Genomic DNA, 19,982 nt, shown 5'->3' with positions numbered 1-19,982 from the left:
AACTTATATAATTACATTGTAACACTGATAAAAAACATAACAAAATTATTTAGGAATTCCGCCAAACATGCGCCCTATAAGCCCAAAAAGCAATAAAAAAAGCCAATAGTTTTAAACTATTGGCTTTCTTATTCTTAACTCTATTTTTTTTACATTCTTTCAGGAACTTCAATTCCTAACAATTGAAATGCAGATTTAATTACTTCTGCAACTTTTTGAGAAAGTCTGCACTCTGAATATTTTTTTCGTCAAATCAACTTCACCTAAAATATGAACTGATTGGTAAAAAGAGTTATATTCTTTTACTAAATCGTACGTATAATTAGCAATTAATGCTGGACTATGATTTTGGGCAAGCATTCTGAATTACTTCTGGGAAAAGTTCGATTTGTTTTACCAATTCTTTCTCTTTTTCATGTAATTCTTCAATTTCAATTTTATTAGAAAAATCAAAATCGGCTTTACGGATGATTGACTGAATTCTTGCGTATGTATATTGAATAAACGGACCTGTATTTCCTGCAAAATCTACCGATTCTTCTGGGTTGAACAAAATACGTTTTTTCGGATCTATTTTTAAAATGTAATATTTCAGAGCTCCTAAACCAATCGTTTTGTACAATTTTGCTTTTTCTTCGGCAGAATAGCTGTCTAATTTTCCTAAATCTTCTGAAATTTGTTTTGCCGTATCGGTCATATCTTGCATCAAATCATCAGCATCTACAACAGTTCCTTCACGGCTTTTCATTTTTCCAGAAGGTAAATCTACCATTCCGTATGATAAGTGATATAAACTTGAAGCCCAATCAAAACCTAATTTCTTCAAGATTAAGAATAACACTTTGAAGTGATGATCTTGCTCATTTCCTACCGTATAAATCATTCCTCCAACATCTGGCATATCTTTTACACGCTGAATTGCTGTTCCGATATCTTGTGTCATATAAACCGCTGTTCCATCAGAACGTAAAACAACTTTACGATCTAAACCTTCGTCGGTCAAATCAATCCAAACAGAACCGTCTGGATCTTTTTCAAAAACACCTTTATCTAAACCTACTTGCACAACATCTTTACCTAAAAGATAGGTGTTGCTTTCGTAGTAATATTTATCAAAATTAACTCCAAGATTGCTGTAAGTTGTTGCGAAACCGTCATAAACCCATTCGTTCATTTTTTTCCAAAGAGCAATCACTTTTTCATCGCCAGCTTCCCATTTCTTAAGCATATCTTGCGCTTCGATAATAATAGGTGCTTGTTTTTTTGCTTCTTCTTCCGTTTTACCAGCTTCTACCAAACCGTTAATTTCGTTTTTGTAAGCTTTATCAAACTCTACATAATATTTACCAACTAGCTTATCTCCTTTTAAACCAGAAGTCTCAGGAGTTTCTCCGTTACCAAATTTCTCCCAAGCTAACATTGATTTACAGATATGAATTCCGCGATCGTTGATAATTTGTGTTTTATAAACTTTTTTACCAGAAGCTTTTAGAATTTCTGCAACAGAATATCCTAATAAGTTGTTACGAACGTGTCCTAAGTGTAAAGGTTTATTGGTGTTTGGAGAAGAATACTCTACCATAATTGCCTTTTCTTCTGGGTTTGCGACTACAAATCCGAATTGTTTTTGATCTTTTATTCCGTTAAAGAAATTTACATAATAACTGTCCGAAATAACAATATTCAAGAAACCAGAAACTACATTAAAGCGAGCAACCTCAGAAACATTCTCAACTAGATAATTTCCAATTTTATTTCCCAATTCAGCCGGATTGATTTTGATGACTTTCAATAAAGGAAAAATTACCATTGTAATATCTCCTTCAAACTCTTTTCTAGTAGTTTGAAACTCGATTTTATCAACAGTAACATCAAATAATACTTGTATTGCTTTTTGTATAGAAGGTGTAAGAATTTGTGATAATGACATGTAAACTTATTTTTTAAGTGAGCAAAGATACTGCTTATTCATCAATTAGAGAAAATCAAAAACATATTAAATTCAAGAAAAGAGTTTCGATTTGACAAAAAAGCACATTTTTTAATTGTTAAAATTATCAAAAAATCAAAAGCGTAATCTCTTACAAAACAGCCTATGAGAAAAAAATATTTTTTTTTCTTCAATTTCTTGTAACATATCAAATGCAAAAGAGTCTTACATAGTGATTTCAATTTTTATTGAAGCCAGAAAAAAACAAAAAAGAAAAACTAACAAAACGAAAATCATCATCAATCAAATCAAAAAATAATCAGTAAAAAAATCATGAAATTAAAATTCTTTCTGTTTGCGTTATTAGGTATAATCGCAACTGCACAAGCCCAGAATACTGGAAGTATTTCTGGAAAAATTACAGAAAAGTCGAACAACGCGCCGATTTCTTATGCAACTGTTTCGCTTAAAGAAAATGGAAAAGTAGTTTCTGGAGTAAATACAGATGACAACGGAGACTTTTCATTTAAAAACATTGCTTTAAAAAATTACACAATAGAAATTCAATATATCGGATTCAAGAAATATATTGGTTCTGTAATTTTAAGCGAAAACAGAAAAACAGCAACCGTAAATGTTGCTCTTGAAGAAGAAGCGACTCAGTTAAAAGGTGTAAATATAGTTGCTGAACGTTCAACAATTGAACAAAAAATTGATCGTAAAGTAATTACTGTTGGTAAAGATTTAACAACTGCTGGAGCTTCTGCATCTGACATTATGAGCAATATTCCATCTGTAAATGTAGATCAGGACGGAAAACTTTCGCTTCGCGGAAATGACAATGTACGTGTATTAATTGACGGCCGTCCATCGAACATTGATCCAGCTCAATTATTGAAACAAATTCCATCAACTTCTATCAAAAAAATTGAGTTAATTACAAACCCAAGTGCAAAATACAATCCAGAAGGAATGTCTGGAATTATTAATATTGTATTGCATAAAAGTGCAAACACTGGTTTTAACGGAAGCTATAGCGGAGGTATTACTTTTGGCGAAACGGCAAAATACAATCAATCGCTTGATTTGAACTACAAAACTGGAAAAGTAAACTTCTTTGGAAATGGAGGACAAAACTTTGGAACGTATTATAACAAAGGTAGAATCTTAAGATTGGATCAGGATGTAGAACAAAATTTGAAAATTTCTAACGAAAATGATAATTACTTATATAAGTTAGGAATGGATTATTTAATTAATGACAAAAACACTTTGTCTTTCTATACCAATCAAAATAAATCAACTGGAAACGGAAATGTAATTACTAATATCGATTACAACAATGGCGATCCAGATATTTTAAACATTTACCAAAATTCACTTTACAAAGGGCCAACAAAAACTGGAACTTACAATTTGGCATACAAACATATTTTCAAAAAAGAAGGACATACTTTAGATTTTGAAGGTAATTACAGTGATACGAAATCAGACCAAAATGCAAGTTTTGATACTAATACAACAAGACCTGATAACACTTCAAATAGTGTAATTTATAGCGATCAAATTGGTGATCAAAGAAAATTGAGCACAATAAATGTTGATTATGTAAATCCATTAAATGACAAAACCACGCTTGAAGCTGGTGCAGAAGCTAGAATTACTAGAACAAATAATGATTATAATACCGGTAATCCTTTAGTTCCTATTGACGAACGAGTTTCAAATTATACTTACGATACTGATATTTATTCGGCTTATGTGACTTTTGGTCAAAAATTCAAGAAATTCAGTTACCAATTAGGAACTCGTTTTGAGAGCTATAAAGTTCAAGCTAATTTAAACCACGGCCAAGATAAGTTTAATGATGATTATATTACTTTATATCCATCTGCTTATTTGACATATAATTTGAATGAAAAAAATGTTCTTCAATTTAGCTATAGCCGTCGTGTTGACCGTCCAAGTATAGAGCAAACTAAGCCAATTCGTGAATTCTCAACTCCATTAGTAACTTCATATGGAAATCCTGAATTAAGACCTCAGTTTACAAATTCGGTAGAGGTTAATTATACTAAAACACTTGAAAAAGGAAGTGTTACTGCAGGTGTTTATGTAAGAAGCATTAATGATCAAATAAGCAGAACATTGAGTCCAGATCCAAATGATCCGTCTGGATACAAACAAATCTTGAGCTATACAAATTATGATCACAATAGTGCTTATGGTTTTGATGTTTCGTTAAATTATAAATTGACAAAATGGTGGGATATTCAACCGTCTATCGACTTTTCGAGCATTAAACAACAAGGTATTGTATTTGAATTTGATCCAGCAACTAGCACAAGTTCACCTCTTGAACGTAGCGTAACAACTACAGCTTTTAACGCTCGTATGAACTCTAACTTTAAACCTACAAAACGCTTAAGTTTCTTGCTATTTGGTTTTTACAGAGGACCTGTTGAAGATGTTCAGCAAAATCGACATGAAATGTACAAAATGGATATTGGTTCACGTTACACATTGCTAGACAACAAAATGAACATTAGCGTACGTTTTAATGATGTTTTCAAGACAATGAAATATGCTTTTGATGGAATTTATCCTTATCCTCAAACAGGTCAGTTTTCTTGGGAAAGCAGAACGGTTTATTTAGGTTTGACTTACAACTTTGGAGGAGGAAAAATCAAAAACTTACAGCGTAAACAAAGAGAAGATAATACTAATAAAGGTGGGGGTGGAATGTTCTAATCTTACCTAAAAAGATTTTTTTTAAATAATTTTTGAATAATTTCTTGTAGAAAAAAAGTCTGGAGATTGCCACCTCCAGACTTTTTTTGTTTTATTAAACTTATAAAAAATTACACAGTTCTTTTATTTCTTCTGGATTTGCAGTTTCAGAATTATCTGTAATTGCTGAAGAATGATAAAAAGTAAGATCTAATTTTTCTTGCGAGCAATTTGATGTTGGAAGACCGTAAACCACCACCTGGCATAATCTCAATTCTATCTCCTGCCAATTCCTGAAGTCTTTCTAAAGCGAGAATTCCTTCTTCGACATTTACTCCTTGACCGGAAGTCAAAATAGTTTTAAAACCACAGTCTATAACAGATTCTAGTGACTTTTCTGGATTTTTAACCACATCAAAAGCACGATGAAAAGTACATGAAAGCGGATGCGCTAAATGAACCAATTCTTTATTCTGCTTTTTATTTATTTTTCCGTTTTCTTTTAGAATTCCGAAAACAAAACCGTCAACACCTAGTTTTTTATATTGTTTTATGTCTTGTTTCATTTCTGTGAGTTCTTCATCAGAATAAACAAAATCTCCGCCACGAGGCCTAATGATAACATGCATTTTTATATTTATGCTTTCGCGAACTTTTACTACCAAAATAGAATTTGGAGTAGTTCCTCCCAGTTTCATATTTTCACATAGCTCAATTCTATCTGCACCGTTTGCCTGAGCAATCAATGCCGATTCATAATTAAAACAAGCTATTTCTAGTTGATTTTTTTTCATTTTGATTTTATTAAAAGGGCTTCTATTTCACTCAGCCTCACAAACTTTAAAACAATTAAGTTCAATCTTTGTCACCCTGAGCGGAGTCGAAGGGCGCTCCTATTGGAACGTGGGCTTCGACTCCGCTCAGCCTGACAAGTCGCTTGTATTCTACTGAGCAAAATCGACTGCTAATTTACTATTAAACATCCTTTTTATTAAAATTTTCATGAGTTGTTTTATTCAAACATTGAGAAAGTTTTTTCAAGTCCTCCCATTTATCTTTTATTATAGCTTCTTTCTTTTTTCTGCTCCAGCCTTTTACTTGCTTTTCAAATGCGATAGCTTGGATAACATCATTAAACTCAGTGCAAAACACTAACTCTAAAGGTCTTTTTTCAAAAGTGTAACTTTCTTTATTCAAGCCATAATTATGTTCATTTAGTCTCCTATTTATATCATTTGTCATTCCTGTGTAATAACTTCCATCGGAGCATTTCAAAATATAAACGTAATATCTTTTCATAGTTTTTATTTTCAAAAAAAATAAAAGTAAGAAATTTAATTCAAATCATTAAATAAAAGAACGTGCCAATTGGAATGTGGGCTTCGACTCCGCCCAGCCTGACAAATAGAAATCCATCACATACAATCGTCAAAGTTTTGTCCCACTGAGCAGAGTCGAAGGGCGTTCCTACCGGAAAGTAAGCTTCGACTCCGCTCAGCCTAACATATATGTATAAAAAAACCTGCTCCCAATAAGAAGCAGGTTCTAAATATAATGTAAGATGAATTAATTTACCATTTAATAATAGCGCTTGCCCAAGTAAATCCACTTCCGAAGGTTGCTAAAACTACAGTATCGCCAGATTTGATTTTTCCTTCTTCCCAAGCTTCAGTTAAAGCAATCGGAATAGATGCAGCTGTTGTATTTCCGTATTTCTGAATATTATTATGAACTTGATCGTCTGTCAATTTGAATTTATTTTGAATAAACTGCGAAATTCTCAAGTTTGCTTGATGCGGAATCAACATATCGATATCTGAAACCTGAAGACCATTTGCTTCTAATCCTTCATTGATTACTTCTGCAAAACGAACTACAGCATTTTTAAATACAAACTGCCCATTCATATAAGGATAATAACTTTCGTCATTCGGATCATTATCTGCAATAATGTCTGTTACCCAACGCGCTCCCATTCCTGGTGCTTGCAATGCTAATTCTTCAGCATGCTGGCCTTCAGAATGTAAATGTGTAGATAAAATTCCTTTTGTTACATCTTCTTCACGGCTTAAAACTGCTGCTCCTGCTCCATCACCAAAAATTACAGAAACTCCACGTCCGCGAGTTGTCATGTCTAATCCTGTAGAATGAACCTCAGAACCAATTACCAAAATATTTTTATACATTCCGGTTTTGATATATTGATCTGCAACAGAAATTGCGTAAACAAATCCTGAGCATTGATTTCTAACATCTAATGCACCAACTGTTCTTAGACCTAAATCTCTTTGAACCAAAACACCTGGGCCTGGAAAATAATAATCTGGGCTTAAGGTAGCAAAAACTACAAAATCAATATCTTCTTTGGCTACACCAGAACGCTCGATTGCAATTTTAGTCGCTTTTACTCCCATTGAAGTCGTAGTGTCTTCTCCACGGATAATGTGTCTTCTTTCTTGAATTCCTGTTCTTTCCTGAATCCACTCGTCATTAGTATCCATGATCTTAGACAAATCATCGTTAGTCACCACATTAGAAGGAACATAATATCCTAAACCAGCTATTTTTGAATGATACATAATCTATTATTATTTATTAAAAAATTGGATTGCAAATTTACGCATACTTTAAAATATACGTACACAAAATACTATTTTTTTCGTTATTAGCAATTTAATATATTTTAATTCTAAAGCAACTTATAATCATTTACTTCTTGAAAAGGCAATTTTCGGACATAAATATTGAAAAAAATGAAAAATCAGATACAAGTTGTAACAAGACAAAAGTATATTAGACAAACATTTTGAATACCATTTTATAAACTCATAAAATTAAAACTATGAAATTAAAGGTTACGCTGTTTTTATTTTTAAACATAAGCTTTTTCTCTTTTGCTCAAGAGAATCTAGTTTATCAAAAACCTTCGAAATCTATTTTAGATTTGGCAGATTACCAAAGGCCTCCTTCGGTATCTATGGATACAAAAAAAGAGAACATGCTCTTAATGTATCGCAATACTTATAAAACGCTAGAAGATCTAAATCAAGACGAAGTTAAACTGGCAGGTTTAAGAATTAATCCTGTTACTAATATTTCAAGCACAGCAACTTACTTGATCAATCTTAAACTAAGAAAAATAAGTGGAAAGGAAGAAATTCAAGTTAAAGGCTTACCTGAGAATCCGAAAATAACAAATATTCTTTGGTCACCAAACGACAAAAAAATCTTATTCTCTCATACTACAAATTCGGGTGTTGAACTTTGGGTTTTGGATGTGGCAACTGCCCAAGCAACAAAACTTACAGAGGCTAGAGTAAATGCAAACCTTGGAAATCCGTTTAACTGGTTTTTGGATAGTGAAACTATATTAGTAAAAATGCTTCCTAAAAACAGACAGCCACTTTTGGATTCTAAAAAAGATTTGCCTACTGGGCCAATTATTTCAAATACTTCGGGAGAAAAATCTCAAAACAGAACGTATCCAGATATGTTGAAAAACAAAAACGACGAAACTAATTTTGAAAACTGCATAACTTCTGAATTATACAAAGTAAAACTAAATGGTGATGCTGTTTTGTATAAAGATGCCGCTATGTTTGCTGGAGAAAGAATCTCACCAGATGGTAATTACATTATGCTTACTACCATTCAAAAACCATTTTCTTATGTAGTTCCTCTGAATAGATTTCCATTCAAAACCGTTGTTTACGATTTAAGCGGAAGAGAAATTAAAACGGTAAACGAGGTTCCTTTAAACGAAATTATGCCAAAAGGTTTTATGGCTGTTCGAAAAGGAAAAAGAGAAATGGCTTGGAGAAACGATAAACCTGCGACATTATCGTATGTTGTAGCTTTAGACGAAGGAGATCCTGCCAACAAAGTTGATTTTAGAGATGAAGTTTTTCTTTGGGATGCACCTTTTGACAAAGAAGCAACATCATTGGCAAAAACACCACAACGTTTTAGTGACATTACTTGGGGAAATGATAATTTAGCAGTCCTTTCAGAAGAATGGTATGATACGAGAAACACCAAAACATTTTTGATTAATCCTTCAAATCCAAATCAACAGCCAAAATTAATCACAGACAGAAATTCTCAAGATGTTTATTCTGATCCTGGAGTTTTTGAAACAAGAAAAAATGCCTACAACAAATATGTTTTAGCTATCGAAAAAAATAACCTTTACAGAATTGGCGAGGGTTATACCAAAAATGGACAATTCCCTTTTGTTGACGAATTCAATCTGGAAACTTTAAAATCAAAGCGCATTTATACTTCTCCATACAAAGATAAAAAAGAAGATATTTTAGAAATTGAAGATTTTAAGTCTGGAAAAGTCTTAGTTATGATTCAGTCAAAAACAGAATATCCGAATTACTATTTCAGAAATATTAAAAAACAAAACAGCTTAACACAAGTTACTGATTTCAAGAATCCGTTTGAAAGCATTAAAGACGTTAGCAAAGAAGTTATTAAATACAAACGTAAGGATGGATTGGAACTTTCAGGAACTTTATATCTACCTGCTGGTTACGATAAAGCTAAAAAAGAAAAATTGCCGCTATTGATCTGGGCTTATCCAGCAGAATATAAAGATAGAAATAGCGCTTCTCAATCGACTCAAAATTCAAACGAATTCACTTTTCCTTATTACGGATCATTTGTGTATTGGGTTACAAAAGGCTATGTGGTTTTAGACGATGCCGCTTTTCCGATTATTGGAGAGGGAACTACAGAACCGAACGACAACTTTATTTCGCAATTAGTCGATAATGCAGCAGCGGCTATTGACGCTGTTGACGCTTTAGGCTATATCAATCGTAAAAAAGTAGCTGTAGGAGGACATTCGTATGGAGCCTTTATGACAGCAAACTTACTAACGCATTCTGATCTTTTTGCTTGCGGAATTGCAAGAAGTGGTGCTTACAACAGAACTCTAACACCATTCGGATTCCAATCTGAACAACGAAATTATTGGGAAGCTCCAGAAGTTTACAATGCAATGTCTCCATTTATGAATGCAGAAAAAATGAAAACTCCGATTTTATTGGTTCACGGAGAAGCAGATAACAATCCCGGAACTTTTACTTTGCAGACAGAACGTTATTTTCAAGCATTAAAAGGTTTAGGAGCGCCTGCTAGAATGGTTATTTTGCCAAAAGAATCTCATAGCTATGTTGCTAAAGAAAACATTCTTCATTTGCTTTGGGAACAAGATCAATTCTTAGAAAAGTATCTAAAAAACTAAATTCATAATTTGATTCCAAAAGTAAACCCGACAGATTTTTAAAACCTGTCGGGTTTATTATTTTAACAATTAGAAATCATATAATTTTCTAATTGACACATCCTCTAATTATAAATAATTTAGTGCTAGAAAAACTTCTTGTTCAAGCGGCAAATCTATTTCGCTTTCAAAGAAAATCAACTGTCTTTTATAAACAGTTTCAATTAAATAATGGCTTCCTCTAAAATACGTTCTCCTAATTTTTACCATTAATTTTGACTCCGAAACCATTTTAAATTGATGCGGATAAACTAGCGTTTTATGAGTCTCGTCCGGATAAGACAATAATAAATGAGTCGGAATTTCATTTACTTCTCCAAACAAAGAAGCCACGTACTTAACCTTTGGATCTTCGTATATTTTTGAAGGATCATCTTTTACCAATACTTCTCCATTTCTCATTACTATTGCTTGATCTGCAAAAGACAAAGCATCTGTACTATCGTGCGTTGCAATAATACAAGTAATTCCTTTTTGCTTTAGGTAACGGAATAAATTACGGCGCAAAGCATTTTTTCTAAAAGCATCAATCTGACTAAATGGCTCGTCTAACAAAATCACTTCTGGCTCTAAAGCCAAAACTCGAACCAAAGCAACTCTTTGTTGCTGTCCTCCGCTTAAGAATTTGGTCTTAACATTGGCAAACTGATCCATTTCTACCATCTCTAGCAATTCCTGAACACGAAGTTTTTTCATGTTTGCAAAACCATTAGATAAAAACTTGCCCACGTTTTCTGCAACCGTTTCATATGGAGACAAATCAAAATCTTGTGCCAAATATTTCATATAAGGCATTCCTGGAATCAAATTAAATTTTGGTCCCAAGATAGGTTTATCACCATAAAAAATGTTTCCCTCGTTCAAATCATATAGTCCATATATAAGCTTGAGCAGTGTGCTTTTTCCGCAACCACTCTCGCCAATAATGGCTACGTTCTGACCTTTTTCAATAGAAAAGGAAATATTTTTTATAACGGGGCTTTCGGTGTACGAAAAAGATATATTTTGAATGTCAAGCATGAGTTGTAATATGAGACGTCAAATTTACAATGTTTAATTTCTAAAGTCAAAAAAAAGTCTGCTTCAATTATTGAAACAGCTTTTTTTATGATTTATTTTATTTAGAAACTTATTTTCCAGCTTCTGCTTTAGCATCGTTTACCATTTTGTCGTTTGCTGTAATTGAGAATTCAACACGACGGTTTTGCGCTCTTCCCTCTGGAGTATCATTTGTTGCAATTGGGTCAGCTATTCCTAAACCTGAAGTTTTGAAACGGCTTGCTTTTAATCCTTTTGAAACTAAATACGCTTGCACAGAAGCAGCTCTTTGTCCTGAAAGCGTTAAGTTATACTCTGGTTTTCCAGTGTTATCTGTGTAACCAAAAATTTGAATATCTGTATCTCCATACTCATTAAATACAGGAACCAGTTTATCCAAATTAGCTTTTGCTTGAGATGTCAAAGTTGATTTGTTAGTATCAAAACGCACTGCATTTTCATTCAATGTCAAGTGAATTCCTTCTCCAACTCTTTCAACAGAAGCACCTGGCAAAGCTTGATCAATTTCACGAGCTTGTTTATCCATTTTGTTTCCGATCAATGCTCCAGTTCCACCACCTACAGCAGCTCCAATTGCAGCACCTAAAGCAGCGTTTCCGCCTCGACCGATATTATTTCCCAATACAGCACCAATTACACCTCCTGCAACTGCACCAATTCCGGCTCCTTTTTGTGTATTATTTGCGTTTTTTACCGAATCACAGCTTGTAAAAAAATTAGCTATAACCATTAAACTACTTAAACCTAAAACCGTTATCTTTCTCATTTTCTATATCTTTAAAATATTAATTAGCTCTTTGAAATTGGTAAACTACATCTTTTACCTGACCTCCAACATTGATATTATCAACTAACTGAAAAGAACTTTCAGTTACACCTGCAACTTTAAGCAAATAGCCATCTCTTACTTTCTTTGCTTTTTCACCTGCATTAAGAATCTTTAATACAAATAAGCCTTGATTGTTAATGCTCCATACAATTGGCGAAGAAAATCCAGTACAACTTGGAGAAGTTAAAGCCATATTTCCTTTATTGTTGTTTGAAATAAAGCTCCAAGTACTTCCAATAAAACATTTTGAATCTGCAAGATCAAATGAATTTACTTTGATATAATCAGAACCTGGGTAAGAAACATTGGTAAGCACCCAATTTCCTTTTAACGCTACTTGAGTCGATTTGTCAAGTTTTGTTGAAAGCGTAGTAGCCTCAGAAGATGAAGCTGTTGACGAAGCTGATTTACACGCAAAAAACATAGCGGCAATCAAGCATATAAAAATACTCTTCTTCATTTTGTACAATTTTTTTAGATTAATACTTGCCTTTTTAACAATTATTGTACCACAAATATACGATTCATTGAGATATTTTTCGTTTTAGAATCTATTTATTTTCTTTCAAAATTAACATTTCCGCCATTTTGTCACCCAAAATAGAATTGGTATTTTATTTGAACAAATGAAAATCATCAAATTAAAACTCAAAAATTAAAAAATATGGCAACAGGTAAAATTAATGTTTCAGTAGAAAACATTTTTCCCTTAATTAAAAAGTTCTTATACAGCGACCACGAAATTTTCTTGCGCGAGCTTGTTTCTAATGGTACTGATGCTACTTTAAAATTAAAACATCTTATTAGCATTGGTGAAGCTAAAGTAGAATACGGAAACCCTATTATTGAAGTTAAAGTAGATAAAGAAGGTAAAAAAATCCACATTATCGATCAAGGTTTAGGTATGACTGCTGATGAAGTTGAAAAATACATCAATCAAGTAGCTTTTTCTGGTGCTGAAGAATTCTTAGACAAATACAAAGATTCTGCTAAAGATTCTGGAATTATTGGACATTTTGGTCTTGGTTTCTACTCTGCTTTTATGGTAGCTGAAAAAGTTGAAATCATTACAAAATCGTACAAAGATGAACCAGCTGCACACTGGACATGTGACGGAAGTCCTGAGTTCACTTTAGAACCAGCTGACAAAACTTCACGCGGAACAGAAATCATTCTGCATATCGCAGAAGATTCTTTAGAGTTCTTAGACGATTCTAAAATCAGTGGTTTATTAAACAAATACAATAAATTCATGCCTATTCCGATTAAATTCGGAACAAGAACTGAAACGCTTCCAAAACCAGAAGATGCTCCGGAAGATTACGTTAATGAAACTGTTGAAATTGACAACATTATTAACAACCCAAATCCAGCTTGGACAAAACAGCCTTCTGAATTAACTGATGAAGATTACAAAAACTTCTACAGAGAATTGTATCCAATGCAGTTTGAGGATCCTTTATTCCACATTCATTTAAATGTAGACTATCCGTTTAACTTAACTGGTATTTTGTATTTCCCGAAATTAGGAAGCGACATGCAGATCCAGAAAGACAAAATTCAGTTGTACCAAAACCAAGTTTACGTTACAGATAACGTAGAAGGAATTGTTCCTGAATTCTTGACAATGTTAAAAGGAGTTATCGATTCTCCAGATATCCCATTAAACGTTTCTCGTTCTGGTTTACAGGCTGACGGTGCAGTTAAGAAAATCTCAAACTACATTACTCGTAAAGTAGCAGATAAATTAAAAGCTTTATTTAACGAAAACCGCGCTGATTTTGAAGCAAAATGGAACGATATTAAAATCGTTTTAGAATACGGAATGCTTTCTGAAGATAAGTTCTACGAAAAAGCAGGTGCATTTGTTTTGTACCCAACTGTAGATGACACTTACTTTACTTTAGAAGAATTAAAAGAAAAACTAAAAGAAAACCAAACTGATAAAGATGGTAAACTTGTAGTTCTTTATGCTGGAAACAAAGATGCACAGCACTCTTATATCGAAGCGACAAAAGACAAAGGTTACGAAGTATTGCTTTTAGATTCTCCGATTATTTCGCACTTAATCCAAAAGATTGAAAACGATAACAGCGGATTAACTTTTGTACGTGTTGACTCTGATCATATTGACAACTTAATCAAAAAAGAAGAAAATACGATCTCTAAATTATCTGATGACGAAAAAGCGACTTTAAAAACTTCTTTAGAAGCTTATATTCCAAAAGCATACAGCGTTCAATTGGAAGCTATGGATTCTCAAGTCGCTCCATTCCTTATTACGCAACCAGAATTTATGCGTAGAATGAAAGAAATGAGCCAAACAGGCGGCGGAATGTTCGGAATGGGTAATATGCCAGAAATGTACAATTTGGTGGTAAATACAAATTCTGATCTTGCTTCAAGCATCTTAAACACAGAAGACAAAACGCACCAAGAGCATTTGGTTAAACAAGCATTAGATTTAGCTAAATTATCTCAAAACCTATTAAAAGGTGAAGCACTTACTGCTTTCGTAAAAAGAAGTTTTGAAATGATCAAATAAGCATAAAATTGCTTTCCTAACAAAAGCTGTCCGATTGGGCAGCTTTTGTTGTTTAAACCAAAACCGGTTTTAGATTGTTTAAAATCATCTCATTAATTAGCAATTATTATAATTTTTTGTTCAAAAAATCGTTAGGATATCTTATAAATTAACCACTATAGGATTTTTAAATTGTAACTTATTTTTTTATTACATTTGACTGCCTTATTAATCTAATCCAAAACAAAAAAACCATGAAAAAAACTGTCATTTTATTATCAACTATTTGCGCTACAGCATTTTTATATATTTCTTGCTCTAGCGACAATCACGACGAACCAGGAAATTCAACAAATCTAACAAACGTTGGAGCATCGATTTTTGTTGATACTTCCAACGAAATGGATCTTAACACGGGGCTTTTAATTACTACAGCCACTTCAACTACTGCAAAAACTACAGAAACGCCTGCAGGACTTTGCGCAACTGTAACAATAAGTACTCCAAACGGCGAAGAATATCCTAAAGTATTTTTAGCAGATTTTGGAACAGCAGGATGTAAAGACATAAACAACCTTACTCGAAAAGGACAATTAAAAGTAACTCTTACGGGGCCAATTATGGAAACTGGAAGTAAAATGACAATTGAAAGAATTGACTACTCAATAAACTATACCAAGCTAGAAGGCACTATTGAATACACTAACACCACAACTGTTGCCGCTACACCACAATGGACTAGAAAAGTAATAAATGGCAAACTTACAGATATACAGGGAGGAGTTTACATTAATTCTGGATTTTATACCACTAAACAAATTGCAGGCGTAGATACTCCTTTGGTTTTATCTGACAATGTATACGAAATAACAGAAGGCTCACATAAAGTGACATCTGCAAATGGCGAATCAATTACCTTAACAATAAAAGAGCCATTGACTAAAAAATATTCTTGTTTATTTATTTCTAAAGGACAATTGAAAGTACAAGGAGAAATTTTAAACGGAGTAATAGATTACGGAAACAACGACTGTGATGCGATTTACACCTACACACAAGAAAATGGCGCTTCATATCAATTATCAATGTAAGACCTTTTCTTGCATTACTTTAAAATCCCAATTTAGAAATAGATTGGGATTTATTTTTTTATAAAAATAAAACAACAGCCTCATTACATTTAAACTATTTTCTTTATTTTGCACCAAAATCTCAAAAACTAATGAAAAAAACACTAATTGCTTTTGTTACTCTTGCAGTATTAGCATCTTGCGGCAAAAAAGAATCTGCTGCTGACAACCTACACCTTACAGGAAACATTAAAGGTTTAAAAACCGGAACTTTATATATCCAAAGAGTTGTGGATACTTCTCTTGTTGCCATCGACAGTATTAAAATCGACGGAAATTCAACTTTTGAAAGAGATATCAAATTAGAATCTCCAGAGATGCTTTATTTGTTTCTAGATCGCGGTGTAACAAATTCTTTAGATAACAACATCTTATTTTTTGCTGAGCCAGGAAACATGAATATCGAGACCAATTTGGACAACTTCATCACCGGCGCAAAAATTACCGGATCTAAAAACCAAGAATTATACGAAGAGTATCAAAAAATAAATGTTCGTTTTAGAGATGAAAATCTTTCTATGGTAGAATCAAAATTCAAAGCCTTAAAAAGACAAGATCAAAAAGCAATTGACAGCATAGATGCAAAACAGCAGTCAAATATCAAAAGAAAATATTTATACGCTACAAACTTTGCTATAAACAATAAAGATCACGAAGTAGCACCTTATATTGCTTTAGCAGAAATTTACGATATCAATTTAAAATTTCTTGATACAATCCAAAAATCGATGACGCCAAAAGTAGCTCAATCTTTTTATGGAAAGAAACTAACAAAATATGTATCTGAAATCAAAAAAGAAGAACAAAAGGCTCCTGCAGAAACTAAAACAGAAGCTGCGGCAACTGAAGCAAAAAAATAATTTCATTTTATAAAAACAAAAAAGCCCTGAAATATTCAGGGCTTTTTTTATATCTTAAATCAACAAATTTTAACAAGAAGATATTCATGCTCGCTATTAATATTTTCAAGCGTTAAAAGGCAATTATATCATCAAAATAAAAACAACTTAAATCGATTTTAATTAAACGAAAAACACAAACTCTAAAACTGGAGTTTGATTTTAGGCATAAAAAAAACCACCACATTTCTGTGATGGTTTTTGAGCCGATAGAGGGACTCGAACCCACGACCTGCTGATTACAAATCAGCTGCTCTAGCCAGCTGAGCTACATCGGCCTATTTTGCGAGTGCAAAGATATAAATGTTTTTTAATATTCCAAAAAAAATTTCACACCTCTCTCTATAATTAAAAAAACCACCACATTTCTGTGATGGTTTCCGTTTTTTTGAGCCGATAGAGGGACTCGAACCCACGACCTGCTGATTACAAATCAGCTGCTCTAGCCAGCTGAGCTACATCGGCCTCATTACGGGTGCAAATATAAAGCGGTTTTTCAATTTCCCAAAATAAATTTGCACTTTTTTACACTTTTTTTTCTTATAATGCGTTGATTTTTTCAATCAATTGATTAGCAGCTTGTTCTAATTCAACATTAATTTGTTTGAAATGTGCTTTTTTATTTTCAACGTTCTTTGCGTTCACTTTTGTAATCAAAGTATCGAATGCAGCGATAGCTTCATCGACCAAAGCATTCGTTTCTGGAGTAGGATTTCCTGTTGTTGACATCTCAAACAAGTAAACTGCCTCAATAATATCTCCTAATACGAAGTTGATGTCTTTCTTTAAATTCTTAACGTTTGCCATTTTCTTTTTATTTTAATTTGCGTCTGCAAAAGTACATATTATCTTTAAATTTAATGCTAAGAAATGTAAATTTCTAAAATTGAAGCTTTTCCGCTCAAATTAAATGCATTTATAGCAACAGGAACCAAAACAGTATCTCCTTTTTTATAAGCTTGCTTGAATCCGTCATATTCAATTTCAAAATCACCTTCAATACACATATATACTGTAAATGTTTCTCCATTTTTGGCAACTTCTAATTTATTTTCTAACGGAAGGAAATTCGTTGTAAAATATGGACAGTCTACAACAGTATTTGAGGTATTAACCTTTGTTTCGTATTTTTTCTGTGTATCTACTTTATTATAGTTAATTGCATCTAGTGCAAGATCTACGTGCAATTCTCTTTTATTTCCTTGCGCATCTACACGATCAAAATCATATAACCTATATGTAATATCAGAAGTCTGCTGAATTTCGGCAACAACCAAACCAGCTCCAATTGCGTGAACTGTTCCAGTTTCTAAAAAGAAAACATCTCCAGCTTTTGCTTTTACATCATCTAAGATAGACACCAAAGTATTATCGTGTAAATGTTTCAAATATTCTTCTTTACTAGAATCTTCTTTAAAACCAACAATAATTCTCGCATCAGCATCGGCTTGCATTACGTACCACATTTCAGTTTTTCCGAATGAATTATGACGTTCTTTTGCCAACTTGTCATTTGGATGCACTTGAATAGAAAGATCTTCTCTTGCATCTAGATATTTAAAAAGTAACGGAAATTGCTTTCCAAAACGCTCATAAACTTTAGTTCCTAAAATAGCATCTGGTGTTTCATCAATCAAATCCATTAAAGATTTTCCTTTTAAAATTCCATTTGCAACGACACTTATATCACCTTGTACAGTAGACAATTCCCAGCTTTCGCCAGTAATTTTAGAAACGATTGGTTTGTTTAGAATAGTTTTTAGTTTTTCTCCTCCCCAGATTCTTTCTTTCAAAATCGGTTCAAATTGCAAAGGGTATAAATTCTGACTCATGTTTTTTAGGCTAATATATTTGTTTAATTAATTCTAATTTGATACTATTTTGGTAATCTATGATACTAATTCTTGAACAATTTCTAAGGCTTTCGGTATATGTTTGGCAGCATTTGCACTATCAAATATCGAAATCAATAAACCATTCTTATCAATTATATAAGTAACGCGTCCTGGCAAAAGCCCGAACAAATTATTACGAACACCAAAAAGTTTTCTTAATCTTTTATCTTGATCTGAAAGCAAAATAAAAGGCAATTTATATTTAGAAGCAAATTTATGATGTGACTTTACACTATCGTCGCTAATACCAATTACCTCAGCTCCCAAATCTTTAAAATCTTCGTATTGATCCCGAAAACTGCAAGCTTCGGTTGTACATCCTGGTGTATTATCTTTTGGGTAAAAATAAATCACCAGTGGCTTTCTTCCTAAAACACTTTGGCTTTCAAAAAGTTCACCATTGTTGTCTTTCGCAGTAAAATTCGGAACTATATCTCCTATTTTTAATGACATTTTTTATTCTCCTTTATAAGTTACAAAATTTCGGTCCGTTTCGTTCAGCACAACTTCAAGATCAAAGTCGGCATGAATTCGTTGTCTAATTTTATTCCATATCACAACAGCAATATTTTCTGCAGTCGGATTCAAATCTGCAAATTCTGGAACATCCAGATTAAGATTTTTGTGATCAAACGGAATTTCTACTTCTTCTCGTATAATGTCCGCTAATACTTTCACATCTAAAACAAAACCAGTTTCCGGGTCAATCTTTCCTGTAACACTTACTGTTAAACCATAATTATGACCATGAAAGTTCGGATTATTGCATTTTCCAAAAACAGCGTCGTTTTTTTCAAATGACCAATCCTTTCGATGCAGTCGATGTGCGGCATTAAAATGTGCTTTTCTTGATATGGTTACTCTCATTTATGTTTCTGGTTAGTTGGCTATAATTTATGGTCTTCAAGATAATGATCAAATTCATCAAAAATTATCTTAAACCAAACGGTATAAATTTCGGGCTGTTTTTCAATATCTGCTTTCACATCTTCAATACTCATCCATTTCCAATCTTCGACTTCGTCTGGATTTATATTTGGTTCCTCATTATAATAACCAATCATAACATGATCCAATTCATGCTCTGTCAAACCATTATCAAAAGGCGCTTTATAAATAAAATGAAACAGCTCTTTCAATTCAGCCTTAAAACCCATTTCTTCAAATAATCTTCGGCTTCCTGCCTCGATGTTTGATTCTCCTTCTCTCTGATGACTGCAACAAGTGTTTGTCCAAAGTAAAGGAGAATGGTATTTATGATGAGCACGCTGTTGCGGCATAATTTCGTTTTTACTATTTAGAATAAAAACCGAAAAGGCACGGTGCAAAAGCGCTTTTTCATGTGCTTCTAATTTTGGCATTAAGCCAATCTGTTCATCGTTCTGATTAACTAGTATTACGTTTTCTTCTGTCATAAGGCTTCTTAAGCAAACAAAAATACGAAAAAAGAAATGGCTTAAAAATCCTAATTCAGTTTGTCAAAAGCTTTGCTTTTAACTAAATTCCTATTTCCCTGATTTACAACTCTATAATTCTGCTAAAAATTAAAAGCTGTTAAAATTAAGACATAAAAACTAGATTGTCTCATTTTACGTAACTAATAAAAAGTTAAAACACACTTAAAAAAATCTCAATAATAACCTTGTCTGTAATTTGAAGCTAAATCTTGGCGTATCTTTGAAATACAGATTAT

The 19,982-nt window shown here is 32.8% G+C and carries 15 protein-coding genes, 2 tRNA genes and 2 pseudogenes; 5 read left to right on the top strand and 14 right to left on the bottom strand.

The features are described 5' to 3' along the window. Window positions 1-149: 149 nt before the first annotated feature. Window positions 150-1,930 (bottom strand): annotated as a pseudogene (gene argS, locus P5P87_RS20810) (arginine--tRNA ligase). A 333-nt stretch (window positions 1,931-2,263) separates the two neighbouring features. Here argS and P5P87_RS20805 point away from each other — a divergent pair. After that, a complete protein-coding gene (locus P5P87_RS20805) occupies window positions 2,264-4,681 on the top strand; it encodes a TonB-dependent receptor (RefSeq protein ID WP_278020482.1) in 2,418 nt (805 codons plus the stop codon). 100 nt (window positions 4,682-4,781) lie between these two features. On the opposite strand, the pseudogene P5P87_RS20800 reads toward P5P87_RS20805, so the two are convergent. From P5P87_RS20800 to P5P87_RS20790, 3 genes and pseudogenes are all read right to left on the bottom strand, one after another. Beyond that, window positions 4,782-5,454: pseudogene (locus P5P87_RS20800) on the bottom strand (copper homeostasis protein CutC). 181 nt (window positions 5,455-5,635) lie between these two features. Then, window positions 5,636-5,959, bottom strand: coding sequence for a GIY-YIG nuclease family protein (locus tag P5P87_RS20795; RefSeq protein WP_198858422.1), 324 nt, complete (start codon window positions 5,957-5,959; stop codon window positions 5,636-5,638). A gap of 272 nt (window positions 5,960-6,231) precedes the next feature. Then, the gene (locus P5P87_RS20790) at window positions 6,232-7,239 is read right to left on the bottom strand and encodes a 3-oxoacyl-ACP synthase III family protein (RefSeq protein ID WP_278020481.1); all 1,008 of its coding nucleotides are present in this window, start codon (window positions 7,237-7,239) and stop codon (window positions 6,232-6,234) included. Window positions 7,240-7,502: 263 nt separating this feature from the next. On the opposite strand from P5P87_RS20790, the gene P5P87_RS20785 reads away from it, so the two are divergent. Beyond that, on the top strand, window positions 7,503-9,914 hold the full coding sequence (locus tag P5P87_RS20785) for an alpha/beta hydrolase family protein (protein ID WP_198858424.1): 2,412 nt from the start codon (window positions 7,503-7,505) through the stop codon (window positions 9,912-9,914). A gap of 108 nt (window positions 9,915-10,022) precedes the next feature. On the opposite strand, the gene P5P87_RS20780 is transcribed toward P5P87_RS20785, so the two are convergent. The 3 genes from P5P87_RS20780 to P5P87_RS20770 all read right to left on the bottom strand — a co-directional run bounded on the left by P5P87_RS20780 (window position 10,023) and on the right by P5P87_RS20770 (window position 12,301). Further along, window positions 10,023-10,973 (bottom strand): ABC transporter ATP-binding protein, encoded by a 951-nt coding sequence (locus P5P87_RS20780; protein WP_198858425.1) that lies wholly within the window; start codon window positions 10,971-10,973, stop codon window positions 10,023-10,025. 109 nt (window positions 10,974-11,082) lie between these two features. Further along, window positions 11,083-11,778: a YiaD family glycine zipper/OmpA-like lipoprotein gene (locus P5P87_RS20775; protein ID WP_278020480.1), complete on the bottom strand. Its 696-nt coding sequence runs from the start codon at window positions 11,776-11,778 to the stop codon at window positions 11,083-11,085. 19 nt (window positions 11,779-11,797) lie between these two features. After that, window positions 11,798-12,301 (bottom strand): lipocalin family protein, encoded by a 504-nt coding sequence (locus P5P87_RS20770; protein ID WP_198858427.1) that lies wholly within the window; start codon window positions 12,299-12,301, stop codon window positions 11,798-11,800. 204 nt (window positions 12,302-12,505) lie between these two features. Here P5P87_RS20770 and htpG point away from each other — a divergent pair, with 204 nt between their 5' ends. The 3 genes from htpG to P5P87_RS20755 all read left to right on the top strand — a co-directional run bounded on the left by htpG (window position 12,506) and on the right by P5P87_RS20755 (window position 16,355). Then, window positions 12,506-14,386, top strand: coding sequence for a molecular chaperone HtpG (gene htpG / locus P5P87_RS20765; protein WP_278020479.1), 1,881 nt, complete (start codon window positions 12,506-12,508; stop codon window positions 14,384-14,386). Between the two features lie 233 nt (window positions 14,387-14,619). Beyond that, a complete protein-coding gene (locus P5P87_RS20760; RefSeq protein WP_278020478.1) occupies window positions 14,620-15,456 on the top strand; it encodes a hypothetical protein in 837 nt (278 codons plus the stop codon). Between the two features lie 131 nt (window positions 15,457-15,587). Further along, window positions 15,588-16,355, top strand: a complete 768-nt coding sequence (locus P5P87_RS20755) for a DUF4369 domain-containing protein (protein ID WP_278020477.1) — start codon at window positions 15,588-15,590, stop codon at window positions 16,353-16,355. Window positions 16,356-16,598: 243 nt separating this feature from the next. Here P5P87_RS20755 and P5P87_RS20750 read toward each other — a convergent pair. From P5P87_RS20750 to idi, 7 genes are all read right to left on the bottom strand, one after another. Beyond that, a tRNA-Thr gene (locus tag P5P87_RS20750) sits at window positions 16,599-16,672 on the bottom strand. 113 nt (window positions 16,673-16,785) lie between these two features. After that, window positions 16,786-16,859 (bottom strand) — tRNA-Thr (locus P5P87_RS20745). Between the two features lie 75 nt (window positions 16,860-16,934). Next, complete coding sequence (locus P5P87_RS20740) at window positions 16,935-17,201, bottom strand: hypothetical protein (RefSeq protein WP_111364281.1); 267 nt, start codon at window positions 17,199-17,201, stop codon at window positions 16,935-16,937. A gap of 56 nt (window positions 17,202-17,257) precedes the next feature. Beyond that, window positions 17,258-18,226, bottom strand: a complete 969-nt coding sequence (locus P5P87_RS20735; RefSeq protein ID WP_278020476.1) for a type I phosphomannose isomerase catalytic subunit — start codon at window positions 18,224-18,226, stop codon at window positions 17,258-17,260. Between the two features lie 57 nt (window positions 18,227-18,283). Further along, window positions 18,284-18,742, bottom strand: coding sequence for a peroxiredoxin (locus P5P87_RS20730; protein ID WP_278020475.1), 459 nt, complete (start codon window positions 18,740-18,742; stop codon window positions 18,284-18,286). Window positions 18,743-18,745: 3 nt separating this feature from the next. Continuing rightward, window positions 18,746-19,156: a 6-carboxytetrahydropterin synthase gene (locus P5P87_RS20725; protein ID WP_095929382.1), complete on the bottom strand. Its 411-nt coding sequence runs from the start codon at window positions 19,154-19,156 to the stop codon at window positions 18,746-18,748. A 20-nt stretch (window positions 19,157-19,176) separates the two neighbouring features. Continuing rightward, window positions 19,177-19,704 (bottom strand): isopentenyl-diphosphate Delta-isomerase, encoded by a 528-nt coding sequence (gene idi / locus P5P87_RS20720; RefSeq protein ID WP_278020474.1) that lies wholly within the window; start codon window positions 19,702-19,704, stop codon window positions 19,177-19,179. Window positions 19,705-19,982 lie beyond the last annotated feature (278 nt).

Origin of the sequence: Flavobacterium ginsengisoli, assembly GCF_029625315.1 — a bacterium.
Lineage (GTDB): Bacteria > Bacteroidota > Bacteroidia > Flavobacteriales > Flavobacteriaceae > Flavobacterium > Flavobacterium ginsengisoli.
This window is presented reverse-complemented; position numbering and strand designations above follow the sequence as displayed.

Bases quoted from the DNA above. Each gene is read 5' to 3' on its own strand.
- P5P87_RS20780 (WP_198858425.1), bottom strand. From the start codon at position 10,973: ATGCTTGACATTCAAAATATATCTTTTTCGTACACCGAAAGCCCCGTT.
- P5P87_RS20790 (WP_278020481.1), bottom strand. From the start codon at position 7,239: ATGTATCATTCAAAAATAGCTGGTTTAGGATATTATGTTCCTTCTAAT.
- P5P87_RS20730 (WP_278020475.1), bottom strand. From the start codon at position 18,742: ATGTCATTAAAAATAGGAGATATAGTTCCGAATTTTACTGCGAAAGAC.
- P5P87_RS20755 (WP_278020477.1), top strand. From the start codon at position 15,588: ATGAAAAAAACACTAATTGCTTTTGTTACTCTTGCAGTATTAGCATCT.
- P5P87_RS20770 (WP_198858427.1), bottom strand. From the start codon at position 12,301: ATGAAGAAGAGTATTTTTATATGCTTGATTGCCGCTATGTTTTTTGCG.
- P5P87_RS20760 (WP_278020478.1), top strand. From the start codon at position 14,620: ATGAAAAAAACTGTCATTTTATTATCAACTATTTGCGCTACAGCATTT.
- htpG (WP_278020479.1), top strand. From the start codon at position 12,506: ATGGCAACAGGTAAAATTAATGTTTCAGTAGAAAACATTTTTCCCTTA.
- P5P87_RS20805 (WP_278020482.1), top strand. From the start codon at position 2,264: ATGAAATTAAAATTCTTTCTGTTTGCGTTATTAGGTATAATCGCAACT.
- P5P87_RS20740 (WP_111364281.1), bottom strand. From the start codon at position 17,201: ATGGCAAACGTTAAGAATTTAAAGAAAGACATCAACTTCGTATTAGGA.
- P5P87_RS20725 (WP_095929382.1), bottom strand. From the start codon at position 19,156: ATGAGAGTAACCATATCAAGAAAAGCACATTTTAATGCCGCACATCGA.
- P5P87_RS20795 (WP_198858422.1), bottom strand. From the start codon at position 5,959: ATGAAAAGATATTACGTTTATATTTTGAAATGCTCCGATGGAAGTTAT.
- P5P87_RS20775 (WP_278020480.1), bottom strand. From the start codon at position 11,778: ATGAGAAAGATAACGGTTTTAGGTTTAAGTAGTTTAATGGTTATAGCT.
- idi (WP_278020474.1), bottom strand. From the start codon at position 19,704: ATGACAGAAGAAAACGTAATACTAGTTAATCAGAACGATGAACAGATT.
- P5P87_RS20785 (WP_198858424.1), top strand. From the start codon at position 7,503: ATGAAATTAAAGGTTACGCTGTTTTTATTTTTAAACATAAGCTTTTTC.
- P5P87_RS20735 (WP_278020476.1), bottom strand. From the start codon at position 18,226: ATGAGTCAGAATTTATACCCTTTGCAATTTGAACCGATTTTGAAAGAA.